Raw genomic sequence first — 13,111 nt, 5'->3', positions numbered from 1 at the left:
TGACGGGCAGCCATGGGCGAATACATTCATTATTACAATCACAGCGCGGGCAAGCCCCCCAACCATATTGATAAACCCACCCACCCTACTTATACTGGCGGGCTCCAGCAAAAATGTTTTGATACTCGCCCAACGATAACATTTAGCCATTAAAATCAATGCAGTACGCCGAGAGCGTTTCATTTTGATCAGAATACGTAACTTAAGCAAATCCTATTTCGGGAATACCATCCTGGATAATATTAATCTGGACGTCGCTCAGGGGGAGATCCACGGCCTCCTTGGGGTTAGCGGCGCGGGCAAATCGACGCTGCTACGCTGCATCAACGGTATTGAACAGTTTAGCGATAATGGCAGCGTCCGGGTTGATAACACCGAGATACAGCGCCTGTCGCCGTCCGAACTGCGGGCCTTTCGTAAGAATATTGGCATGATCTTCCAGAACTTCGCCTTGCTGGAAAGGAAAACGGCAATAGAAAACGTGATGCTGCCCATGTCGTGCTGGAATATGTTTAGCCAGGAGATGAGATTTCGCGCCGAGCGCCTCTTGCGGTCGGTCGGCATGGAAGATAAAGCCGGCAGCCGCATAGCGGAACTGTCCGGCGGGCAAAAGCAGCGCGTCGCCATTGCCAGGGCGCTGGCGCTACGGCCTAAAGTTTTGCTATGCGATGAAGCCACCTCGGCACTAGACCCGACAACCGCGAAGTCTATTCTGGATTTGCTTAAGCGCATTAACGAAGAATCAGGCATTACCATCGTGATGGTTACCCATCAGATGGACGTCGTTAAATATGCCTGTGACAGGCTGTCCGTTATTGAGCATGGCAAGCTGACGTTAACCGATACGGTCAAGAACATGTTTTCCCGCAGGCCCGATGCGCTCTCTGAGCTTTCAAGCAATATTGACATCGTTCTGAAGGATGGCGAAGTCGGCTTTAACATGACGCTTGCCGATATCGAGCAAAGTGCGGACGTCCTGCTGCAGCTGTCAAAGCTCGCCAGCGAAAAGCTCAGGATATTATTTACTCGAACCGACGGCTGTAAAGCTGGTACTATTGCGCACTACACGATAGCAGTGAATCAGGCTGACTATACGAAAATAACCGCTTGCCTGACCCAAAATAACATTCAGTTTCAAAAGCTAGTTGCTTGATGTCTGAGTTGGCATGTCATGCTACTTAACAGGAATAAGCTATGTTCGTCGATTTTTCTCAAACCCGCGTGTTTGAATATTTACCCAAGGTTATCTGGCCCGCCTGCTACGCTACCTTTGCAATGCTCCTGATTTCGCTGCTTTTAAGCACGGTTATTGGTATCGGCATCGCCGTCGTTCTAACCCTAACCCGCGAAGAGGGGCTGTCGCCCAACCGGTACGTTTATCGCTTTTTGAACACGCTCATTGACGCTATTCGCTCATTTCCCGCCATCATATTAATCGTGGTCTTCACGCCGCTAACGCGATGGATTGTCGGCACCTCCGTTGGCTGGGTTGCGGCAATCATTCCCTTAACCATCGTTGCCTTTCCGGTTATTGCCCGATTAATAGAAAATGCCCTGTCTGAAGTGGATAAGAGCGTGATTTTAGCCGCCAGATCCTTTGGCGCCAGCAATGCGCAAATTATCGGTAAAGTGATGTTTTTTGAAGCTATGCCGACCATTGTTTCCAGTATGACGTTTGCTTCCATCCAGCTTCTTGCCAATACCGCCTTAGCCGGCGCCGTGGGTGCGGGAGGTTTGGGGGCCGTGGCCCTAACCTATGGCTATCAGCGGTTTGATGACGCCATGACGTACGCAGTGGTCTGTATCCTGTCCGTCATTGTTCTCGTCATTCAATATGCCGGAAGAATCGTTTATCGATTAATAAAATAGTACGAGTAGATGAGGTGCTCTGTGAGAAATGATGCTCTTTGGCTCAGCGTGATGCTGGAGCTAAAGCGAGCTCCGGTTGGAATTCGCTTTTTATACGATAAGTCCGAATATGACTCATGCCCGACGCCTGAATTATCAGGTCCGCTCCCCTACTGTGCAGCGGTAAAAAATGCGGCATCCGGTATCCCCTGTAAGCTGAGCCTGGAACAAACGGCCTGCCTGTCGGGGGCCAGAGCGTTAGGCTTGTTAAAACCGGAGGATGATATCGTTAATCCAAACGATATTCTCTCCGGTAAACGCCACCATAAAATGGGGCTATACGCGGACTACGCCATCAGCCGCCAGATAGCCAAAGACATGGTCTACTGCGACCATCACGTTTACGGCATAGAAATCGCCGAACTCGCGCTCTATACGGATTACAACCCCGACTTGGTGATTGTCATCGCCAATGCCGCCAACGCCATGCGTTTGATTCAGGGCTATTCATACCACTATGGGCAGCTGAAAAACGTCAAGATTACGGGCAATCAGGCAATCTGTCAGGAATGTACCTCTTACCCGTTTGAAATGAATCAGGTCAATATCTCATTACTATGTTCAGGTACGCGTCAGGTATCAAAGTGGGATGACGATGAAATGGGTATCGGCATTCCCTTTAATCAGTTGGATAAAATCGTTGACGGCATTCGCCAGACGTCCAATCCGATGGACAATAATAAGACCAAAAAGAGTATAAAAAGCAAAGCCGAAAAACACGGCGTTGAAGAGCAGGTAGATATTCAGCTAGGCAGCAACTACTACACGGGCGGCTACGGCACCATTGAATATCACAAACGAAAACAGGCCAATAATCAAAAATAAGTTTCCCGAAAGGACCATATGATGAAGAAAATACTGTTGTTAGCTCTGTCCCTATTCGCGACGTCGGCGTTAACGGGCTGTGATGAACAAAAAAGCGCGGACAGTTCAAAAGAGGCAACGATTAAGGTCGCATGCACGGAAATCTCCGAGTCCATTTTTTCCCCGGCGCTGCCCCTGCTGAAAGAACAGGGGCTAAACGTCGAGCTCGTTATCGTGGATAACAACGTCAATGTCCTTAGATCCGTCAATGACGGCAGCGTTGACGCCGGGCTGGGCGTACACATTAAGTTTATGGACAGCTTTAATCAAAAAAATAGCGGCCAGCTGGCGATGGTAAAACCCTACCCCTTTACTACCGGTATCGGCCTCTACTCTGAGCGTTATAAAACGCTCGCGGATTTACCGCAGGGCGCAACCATTGCCATCATGAACGATGCGATGAATATGGATCGTGGCCTACGCATGCTGCAGGATGCGAATTTAATTAAGCTGGATCCCAATAAAAAAGACGACGTCAGCCTGCTTGATATCACAGAGAACCCTAAAAACTTTAAGTTTGTGGATATGGACCAAATCCAGACGGTCAGAGCGCTATCGGACGTCGACGCCTCGGTGGTTTTCTTTACCCATATGCGTAATGCAAATAAGGACTTCCGTTCGTTTCTGATAAGAGATAAGAACGCGCGCGAATTCCCGATGGGGCTTGTGGTGCTTCAATCCAACGTCGATAAACCGTGGGCAAAAACGCTGGCGGAAGGATTGAGATCGCAGCCCGTCAGAGACGGCATAAAGAGTAATTTTGACGGCGTTTTTGAGTATTTGGACTAATTTACGCTTTCCACAAGGCCCAATAGCGCTTATTGGGCCGAGTATTCAATGCAATAAATGGCATCACGCCATATGCTCGGCCGACTTCAAGCGGCCCGTGCGTTGGCGGCGCTGTTTAAAACATCCCTCACGCTTTGTCATATAAGCCGAATTATTTAGGGTGTAAAATACCCGCAGCCAATAAATGCGCCGATAGTCTTACCGTACATTTCTACGGGCGTTGAGTCCCTAGAGCATTGCGGTTCAGTCGTTTCAACCAACGATAAAAAAACCCTTTTGATTATCATTCCCCGGCCGTACCGGAGGAAGCGCATTTTCTATCATAAGCGGAATAGGGAGAGAGTTTATGGCAGCTGCAGATACGGTATTCATTAACGGCAAAGTCGCGACGGTAGACAGGCACTTTAGCTTTAAACGCGCGATCGCGGTGAAAAACGGCTGGATTATCGACGTCGGCGAAGACGAAGAGATAGCCGCCCACATTGGCCCTCAAACGCAGGTCATTGACCTGCGCGGGAAGCTGATTCTGCCCGCCGCCCACGATTCTCACGTTCACATCGGTTGGCTTTCGGACAGCTGGCAGTGCCTCAACTGCAGCGCGGTGCGCACCCTAAGCGAGCTGCATCAGCGGCTGCGCGAGCGCGCGGCGGCAACGCCGCCCGGCGAATGGATCCGCGCCTGCGGATTAAACCCTGCCGTCATCGCGGAATGCGCGGCGCAGAACCGCTCGCTGACGCGTCAGGATATCGATCCGGTCACGCCGGAACACCCGGCAATTCTGGTGCTGTGGGACGGCCACTCCTGCGTGGTCAACGGTAACGCGCTGGCCAATGCCGGTATTACCTGCGCCACGCCCGATCCGATTGGCGGCCACATTGGCAAAGATTCAAACGGCGAACCGGACGGCAACTTCCTTGATATTCCGGCGCTGCAGTTGGTCACTCAGAACATGCCGCGCCTGACGGTGGAGCAGCTTAAGCAAAACTTCATCGCCGCCCAGCGGTTTATGAACCGCGAAGGCTACGCCAGCTATACCGAAGGCGCGATGGGGCCGGGGGAAAATACCCGCGAGGTCGGCGCCGCCGGGGAGCTTGGTATTACTGCCTATCGCCAGCTTCAGGATGAGGGGAAGCTGACCGCCCGCGTGTCCGTCGCCTTCTACTGTGCCGATAAGGGCGTCCAGTCATATGAAATCTTAAAACGCGATCTGGACAATTACACCTTCCCGGCCTTCCCCGACCGAAACTGGTTCGACTGCCACACGGTCAAAATTTTTTGCGACGGTGTCCCTATGTCGCATACGGCGTGGATGAATCAGGACTACGCCGACAGGCCCGGCTGCTCCGGGCGCTCGGTATTTTGCGGCCCGACGGCCACGCAGGAGGAACAGGTTCAGGAGCTGCACAAGATGATCCTGCTGGCGCATGAGCGCGGCTTTCAGTTGGCCGTTCATGCCGTCGGCGACAGAGCGGTAAAAGAGACCATTAACGGGTTCGTCAACGCGATCCAGACCTGCCCCGGTCCGGACCGGCGCCACTACGTGTTGCACGGCTCAATGGGCGATCGGGAAGATTTCGTCAAGGCTGCCAAATACCGTCTCCTGCTGTCCGAACAGCCCTCCCCCAGCGGCTCGGCGTATGACTATGAGCGCCGGGCGCAGACCTGTGGGATCAAAGGCGAAATCTGTAAAGGGTTAAAAGATATTATTGACCTCGGCGTGGTGGTCGCCGGCGGCTCCGACGGCATTATGGACCTGGTCAACTGGCGGCAGATGGTTCAGGCGGCGGTCACGCGCAAATCGGCGTCCAGCGGTAAAGTTATCAGACCGGAGCTGGCGATAAGCGTCGAGGACGGCGTTCGTATGTACACCATCAATGCGGCCTGGCAGGAGTTTCAGGAACACGTTCGCGGCTCTATCGAAGTCGGAAAAGTGGCTGACTTTCAGGTACTGGATCGCGATATTTTCTCTGTGGCACATGAGGACATCGGCGCAAGCGAGGTGCTGATGACGATGGTTGACGGCAAGATTGTGTGGCAAAAATAGCCTCGCCCTAACAAATGCGTTTTTCTCTCTCAAAGCGCCCCTCTTCAACCAGCGAGCGACGAAACCATCAAACGCGTTGTGCCTGCGATACGGAAGCTTCCCATCGCCAATATTCTATCAACAATAGCATCAAGCATTATTCCCCTGCTTGATGCTATGGACGCCGCCATATTCCAAAGCAACGCGGGCCAGAGCACTCATTCAAAGTTAATGTGATTACTATCAGGGGCAACGGTAAAATATATCATTCTAAAAAGATAAATATCGGTAACAAAGAAAACGGCGTGAAAAATCATTATTAATAGATAATTTCAAAATCAACTAATGAACATCAATAAAAAACCTCATTTTCATCAATTTTACACCCTGTAATAAAAACAAATTGTAATTATATAAATCGGCAATAAAAAAGATTAAATATGATCGTCAATAAAGTTTTATAGAAGACTAATGATTACGATGAGTGACAAATAATACAGAAAATTACACCCCCACAATCAAAACAATCAATAAATAAAAAATATCAATACAAATCAAAATGATAAATAACAAAAAAATAAAGAAAACAATAAATAACACCCATATCTTATGTAAAAAACATTAAAAAACAAAAAATTTATTTTAATAAAAAAACATAAAAGTCCACATTAGGACTTTACTTATAGCTACCGCTATCCTGTACAATTACTCGTTCTTTAAACGAGGGAATTAAAGGTCATCAATAATCCCTCCACGTCTAACCACCAAGATAGTAAATAAATACAATTAGTTAATTCAAAAACAGCAAACTCAGAGTCTAATAAATGGATTTAGTTAATAACTTTAAGGTTAACAGTACCTTATTAAAAATTTCGGCAGCGCTTGGCCTCATGATAGCAGGTACTCACAGCGCATCATCACAGATCGTCGTTGACGGCGTTACGGTTCATTCTCCCGCAGGGACGTTAGAAAATATGGGAACGACGGACTATACCCCGGCCGTCAACATACTTAATAACGGCAGCTTCATTACCGATGGCGATCTTTCGCTATCAACCGAAGGGCGAAATGCTAACGGCATTACCGTTAACGGCGCCGGTAGTTCCGCAACTCTTACCAGCGGGAATCTTTTAATCAATACGTTTGGTGACGTTTCTACGGCAATCGAAGTACAAAGCGGAGCCGTTGAGATCAACGGAATAGAAGCAAATACTCACGGCTTTAATGCCAACGGCGTGTTCGCTCAGGGAAACGACAGCAGCGTTAATTTAAAAAACGGCAGCATTAATACCAAAAGCGGCTACAGCCATGCTTTGCACGCGGCGTCTAACGCTGTCGTCTTAACAGACGGCATTAACGTAGCGACGTCCGGTGATATCGCTTTTGGTATTTACGCTAAGCAGAACGGGCGCATTTCGTTTCTTAACGGAAACGTCGCCACCGAAGGCGACAATAGCGACGGTGCGCACGTAGCCTCAGGCGCCACGCTGAATATCGACCGCGCTACCATAGAGACCCAAGGCCTGCTTTCTGGCGGCGTAAGAAACGATGGCAGCACAGCAACCGTCCAACGTTCGAAAATCACGACCCGCGGCGACGGCGCTTACGGGCTGGATGCGATTAACGCGGGCAGCGTCCTTAATGCAGACAGCGTGAGCGTCACGACGTTCGGCAATATGGAACCTACGGGCACCACCTCTTCCGCCGTAGTGGCGGAGTTTGGCGGCGTCATCAACCTGATCGGCGAAAGCACGATTAACACCTCTGGCGCCAACGGTATTGGGCTGTTGTCTCAGGTGAGCGGAAGCGGCCTGCCCGATACCGTAATTAACGCCGGCGACGGCAGCAGCCTCCTCAGCATTAACACCACCGGAGCCAGCGGTTTCGGCATAGAAGCATGCTCGCTGCACGGCGAAGGCCTCGAGTGCGCCAACAGCTTGCAGGACAACATCGGCACGGCCGATACCGCAACCAGCAGCAAAGCGATGGTCAACGTCAACAAAGCGACGGTCACCACTTCCGGTCAGAATGCGTACGGCCTGTATGCCGTCAGCCAGGATGCAAAAATCGACGCATCGGGCCTGACCGTCAACACCTCAGGCGAATCCGCTCACGCGATCGCCATCCTTCGCGGCGGCGAGATCGCCATCGCGGATAGCCAAATTGAAGCGCACGGAGACCAGGCCGACGGCGCGCGCATCGTTGGCGGCTCGCTCAATGGCCACACCGCCTCTTTATCGCTAAATAACAGTACGCTAAAGAGCGATAGCGGAAGCGGCGTTTACGCCAAGTTGGGGGATAGCGCCGTTTCCCTCGACCGCAGCCGGCTGTCGGGCAAAGAGGCCGCCATCGTGACCGCATCAACGGGCAGCATGTCGTTCAGCGCGACCAATGGCTCCGAGATCCAGGGCAACGTTGACGCCTCCGGCAGCCTGGATATCGCTCTTAATAGCTCAACGCTAAATGGCGATATCATTTCCAGACTGGGGAATACTAATTTCGACGCGCTGTCCGTTAGCGCGGCCAACGGTTCTACCGTAACCGGCAGCATGACGGACGTCAGTGCCACCAGCCTGAGCAATTCACAGTGGAACATGACGGCGTCTTCAACCATTACCGGGCTATCGGGCCAGCCGACGAGCGGTTTGCAGCTTGACAATGGCTACGTCAACTTGGTATCCGACGGGCAAAATTATAAAACCTTAACCGTCAGCGCATTAAGCGGTAGCGGAACGTTTGCGCTGAATACCGAGTTGAACGACGGCGGATCGAATACCCGTTCAGACCTGCTGCACATGACCGGAAAAACTAGCGGTAGCTACCTGCTTATTGTGAACAATACCGTCGGCGCCGGCGCGCAAACGGTGGAGGACGGCATTCGGGTCGCTCAGCTGGACGGCGACAGCGTAGGTACCGCCGTAGCGCTGGGAAGGCCCGTCACCGCAGGCGAGTATGAGTATCTGCTTTATCAGGGCGGCGAAAGCGACGCCAACGACTGGTACCTGCGTTCACAGCTGGCAAGCCCGTCGCCTACCCCCTCTCAGTCATACAATCCCTCGGTGCCGGGCTATGTCATTGGCCCTTACCTGAACCGAATGTATGGTTTTGATACGATTGGAACGCTGCACGAGCGCGTGGGCGATCAGGAAAACCTGCGTAAAAATCAGGAATTCAATCAGGGCGTATGGGGCCGCATCCACGGCGGACAAACCAAATCCTACAAGGATAGATTCACTTACGATGCTGAAACCTGGTTTGCACAGTTTGGCGGCGATCTCTATCAGTCCTACGATGACTCAGGCGCCAGAACCCACGCGGGCGTCATTGCAACGCTGGGGCAAGTAACGGCTAACGCCAAAGACGCCTTACGTCCGCTGTATAAGGGCCGCTCAGAAAAAACGGGCAGCGTAAATTCCAGAGGCTACGGCGTTGGCGCTTACTACACTCGCTATGCGGCAAACAGCGCCTATATCGATACCGTGGCGCAATATACCCATTACCACAATAGCTATAACAGCGTTTACGGTGACGATGCAAGCCAGGGCGGCGACGGCGTAACGCTATCGGTCGAGGTTGGAAAACCGTTTAAGAACGCCAACGGCTGGTTTATTGAGCCTCAGGCCCAAATCATGTATCAGTACCTGCATTTGGACGCCATGAACGACGGCGTTGCCGCTGTATCCAGCACTCGCGATAATTCGGGATTGGCACGATTAGGCGCGCGCGCCGGGTATGACAGCGCGGCAACCTCTAACATTCATCCTTACGTCACCGCAGACGTGATTAGCGTCATTGGCCGTTCGCCGGACGTCACCGTCAGCGGCACGACGTTTAACCAGGACTATAGCAGCCAGTGGGGTGAAGTGGGCGGCGGCGTTACCGGCGACATGACCAAAAACGTCACCTTCTATACCACCCTTAAGTACAAGCAAGGGTTTGATGGCGACATGCACGGCGTTACCGGGGATGTCGGTTTAAGAATCAACTGGTAATAAAAGCAAACGTAAAAGCCATCTGCCGTGCAGATGGCTTTTTTTTACCCCTCAAAACTCACTTAAAATAAAACGCCCGGTGTCTCCACCGGGCGTTATCACAAAGTCCTGCCGTTGCAGTCAGGCTACTATCAGAAGCTCACCTTCACGCCCACGTTGCCGCTGTAGCCGTCAACGTCTGATGAGAAGTCCTTCTGGTATTTCACGTCGCCGTAGACCGACACGCGGTCCGCCACCTTCACGCTGACGCCCGTACCCATGCGCCACCAGGTTTCGGTAAACCCGGAGTTCATCTTGGTGGAGCCGACTTTCACGTCCGGCGCGTCGTTCAGGCTGTGCACTACGTCCATCGTCACGTACGGCTTCACGGTTTCCATGTCCTTGGTGATGCGCAGCCCGCCGCGAGCGCGGACGCTGCTGTGGGACACGCCCTCGACATCGCTAACGTCGTCATGGAAGGCGTCCAGGTTCAGATACTGATACATCAGCTGCGCCTGAGGCTCGACGCTCCAGCCGTTGCCTAGCGGGAAGGCTTTGCCCACTTCGGCGGACAGTACCGCGCCGTAGCCGGTTTGCTTGGCATCGTGGTCGCTGCTGTACTCGTTGCGGTAGTAGGTTCCCTGCGTCACCAGGTCAAGGTAAGCGCCGTCCTGCGTATCGCGAGAATAGTAGGCGCCCAGGCTGTACATATCGCTGTCAATATTGCCCACCGACGTGGACATATCGGGCATCAGGCTGCGCACGCTATCCTTGGCGTCCGTCGTCTGGCGGCCAAGGGTCATCATCACGCCTGCGATAGTTTTCGTGTCGGCATCGTTTTGGGCCTGATACAGGTCCATGCCCAGCTGAGCAAACCAGGTGTTGGTCGTATAGCTAAAGCTGCCCGATTCGTTCTCTACGTGCTGGCCGCTGATGCGACCCCACGCGCCGTTCGCCGAGCGGCTAACGTCGTCGCCGATGCGCTCGTGACGAGTGCCAATCGCGTCAAAGCCGTACTGTTCGTTCAGGTACGGCGCGGCAACGTAGTTGGCCACTTCCGGGCGATACAACACCAGCTTCGCGCCTTCACCACTACCGCCACTCGCACTTCCGCTCGCACCCTCGCTGCCGCTTTCGCCTTCATCCGTCGGCTCTGCGGGGAGCTGCACATAAGAACGCAGGTACCAGTCGTTGGCATCGCTTTCGCCGCCCTGATACAGCAGGTATTCGTATGCGTCCGCGCTGACCCTGTTGCCCAGTTTAAAGCTGCCGGTAGCGTTGCCGTCGATAGCGACCACCTGAATGCCGTCCCCTTCGGTCAACGCGCCCAGACCGCCGGCCTGATTAATCACCAGCGTATGGTCGCCGCTGGCGTCTCCCGTAATGTGGATTTTATCGCTTTGCGCATTGGCGCCGCCTTCGTCAAGTACGGTGTTTAATACGAAGGTCGTATTACTTCCGCCAAGCGAGCCTAGCGTTAGTGTCTTGAACGCGCCGCCCTCAGGGGCATTGAAAGCCACGGTAGAACCAACGGCTTTGAACACGTCCACGTTGGAATCTCGGCTCAAATTCCACCGGCTGTTGTCCATATCTAACGTCGTTACGCTATCGGCCGCACCGTTAAACACGGAGGAATTTTTTAGCGTGACGTCTGCCGTACTGTCAGCAGAAACCACTAGATCGCCGTTTAGCGTGGAATCGTCGGCAACCAGCGTGCCGGTTGATCCGAGCGTCACGTTCATGGCAACACCGTTGCCGCCGGTCACCGAACTGCCGGTCAAATTCACGGTGCCGATGGCCCTGTATAGTCTGATACCGTCAGACTGCACGCTGCTGATGCGGCTGTTTTGCAACGTGGCGCGCTGCTCTGCGCTGTTGGTGTCGAGTAGAAGCGCCGCTGCGTTTTCGCCTTTTACCGTCACTCGCACGTCATTGGCAGTGACAGAGGAGGAGGAAGAACCATATAGTCTAATACCGTGCGCCTCCTTGCCTTCTGTCGATATATCGCTGTCGATCATATCGACTGCGCCACCATACACGTTAATACCGTTTGCAGTACTGCCGGAAGTGGTAATATCGACGTTCAAGAGCGACAGTGAGTCACCGTACATAGTGACGCCAGTGGTATCGTTACCCTCAGTCTTAATGACTGAATTTTTAACGGTGCTGTTGGTTTTTACATTGGCATCGAAGCCTATCCCACCGGCGCTGTTGACGAAAATATCAACGTCTTCCAGCGTTATAGTGGAATGGGAACCAAAAACGCCGGTAGCCTGACTCCCGGTCGCAGAAACCTTGGTCCCCGTAATGCCTAGCGTAGAAAAATAAACGGTAATGGCCCCGGCTTTACTGCTAGTACCAGTGGTAATGGTACCTCCAGACAGGTTAACAACGCTGCTGACAGCATTAATCGCATAATCAACGGAAGAGATATCGGTATCGACAAAATTCAACGCCCCTCCGTTTTGAAGCAAAATGCCCTGCGCAGTACTACCGTTAGCAATAATCGTCGCGCCGTTTGTATTCAATACGGCGCCTGCGCCCGATACGCTTATGGCGCCCTGTTTGTCTCCGATCGCGGTAGGAACAACGCGGTCTCCAGGAGACAACGTCAGGGTTTGGCCTGCGCCGACAACCAGTTTGGTGTTGTATTCCGTCGCCGCTTTGGCATTCGTTGAATAAAAAGAAATGACGCTCGCGACGGCTAACGCCATTGCGCTATAGCGCATGAGTTGGGGGGATTTGCTTTTCTTTGCTCGGGAACCATCAGAGGCCGGCTGAGCAACCAATGCATTTTCTACAAGATAATGACAGGTTGTATTCATATAAACATTCCATGTATCTAATTAAACAAAACTTCGCGATAAAAATAGCGTAAATAGTTACGTTCCCCTCCCACTTACTTCAGGAACGATGACCAAAAAAACGTTCGGCGTTATTGCCAAGATCCCCCGCCCGGTGGAATTCACCGGGCGTCGTCGCAAAACCAGCGTTCTTAGCCGAAAAGTCGTTAGAAGCTCACCTTCACGCCCACGTTGCCGCTATAGCCGTCAACGTCTGATGAGAAGTCCTTCTGATATTTAACGTCGCCATAAACCGATACCTTGTCCGCCACCTTCACGCTGATACCCGTCCCCATGCGCCACCAGGTTTCGGTAAACCCGGAGCTCATCTTAGTGGAGCCGACTTTCACGTCCGGCGCGTCGTTCAGGCTGTGAACCACGTCCATCGTCACATACGGCTTCACGGTTTCCATATCCTTGATGATGCGCAGCCCGCCGCGAGCGCGGGCGCTGCTGTGGGACACGCCCTCGACGTCGCTGACGTCGTCATGGAAAGCGTCGAGGTTCAGATACTGATACATCAGCTGCGCCTGCGGTTCGACGCTCCAGCCGTTGCCTAATGGGAAGGCTTTGCCCACTTCGACGGACAGCACCGCGCCGTAGCCGGTTTGCTTGGCGTCGTGGTCGCTGCTGTACTCGTTGCGGTAGTAGGTTCCCTGCGTCACCAGGTCAAGGTAAGCGCCGTCCTGCGTATCGCGAGAATAGTAGGCGCC

Annotated in this window: 8 protein-coding genes; 6 read left to right on the top strand and 2 right to left on the bottom strand. The window is 52.7% G+C overall.

Going from position 1 to position 13,111, the window contains the following annotated elements; genetic code table 11:
• Positions 1 to 184: 184 nt before the first annotated feature.
• From G544_RS0118045 to G544_RS0118020, 6 genes are all read left to right on the top strand, one after another.
• On the top strand, positions 185 to 1,153 hold the full coding sequence (locus G544_RS0118045) for a methionine ABC transporter ATP-binding protein (protein WP_027275875.1): 969 nt from the start codon (positions 185 to 187) through the stop codon (positions 1,151 to 1,153).
• Positions 1,154 to 1,194: 41 nt separating this feature from the next.
• A complete protein-coding gene (locus tag G544_RS0118040; protein ID WP_051155830.1) occupies positions 1,195 to 1,869 on the top strand; it encodes a methionine ABC transporter permease in 675 nt (224 codons plus the stop codon).
• A 21-nt stretch (positions 1,870 to 1,890) separates the two neighbouring features.
• On the top strand, positions 1,891 to 2,733 hold the full coding sequence (locus G544_RS21020) for a DUF169 domain-containing protein (protein WP_051155829.1): 843 nt from the start codon (positions 1,891 to 1,893) through the stop codon (positions 2,731 to 2,733).
• Positions 2,734 to 2,754: 21 nt separating this feature from the next.
• Positions 2,755 to 3,561: a MetQ/NlpA family ABC transporter substrate-binding protein gene (locus tag G544_RS0118030; RefSeq protein WP_027275873.1), complete on the top strand. Its 807-nt coding sequence runs from the start codon at positions 2,755 to 2,757 to the stop codon at positions 3,559 to 3,561.
• A 346-nt stretch (positions 3,562 to 3,907) separates the two neighbouring features.
• Positions 3,908 to 5,605, top strand: coding sequence for an amidohydrolase (locus tag G544_RS0118025; RefSeq protein WP_027275872.1), 1,698 nt, complete (start codon positions 3,908 to 3,910; stop codon positions 5,603 to 5,605).
• 869 nt (positions 5,606 to 6,474) lie between these two features.
• Positions 6,475 to 9,576 (top strand): autotransporter family protein, encoded by a 3,102-nt coding sequence (locus G544_RS0118020; protein WP_161624131.1) that lies wholly within the window; start codon positions 6,475 to 6,477, stop codon positions 9,574 to 9,576.
• Positions 9,577 to 9,707: 131 nt separating this feature from the next.
• On the opposite strand, the gene G544_RS0118015 is transcribed toward G544_RS0118020, so the two are convergent.
• Together G544_RS0118015 and G544_RS0118010 are read right to left on the bottom strand one after the other, a co-directional pair.
• On the bottom strand, positions 9,708 to 12,380 hold the full coding sequence (locus G544_RS0118015; protein WP_081650831.1) for an autotransporter family protein: 2,673 nt from the start codon (positions 12,378 to 12,380) through the stop codon (positions 9,708 to 9,710).
• 185 nt (positions 12,381 to 12,565) lie between these two features.
• Positions 12,566 to 13,111 (bottom strand): autotransporter outer membrane beta-barrel domain-containing protein (locus tag G544_RS0118010; RefSeq protein ID WP_027275869.1); only part of this gene is annotated, 546 nt, incomplete at its 5' end.

Source organism: Leminorella grimontii ATCC 33999 = DSM 5078, from assembly GCF_000439085.1.
GTDB lineage: Bacteria > Pseudomonadota > Gammaproteobacteria > Enterobacterales > Enterobacteriaceae > Leminorella > Leminorella grimontii.
This window is presented reverse-complemented; position numbering and strand designations above follow the sequence as displayed.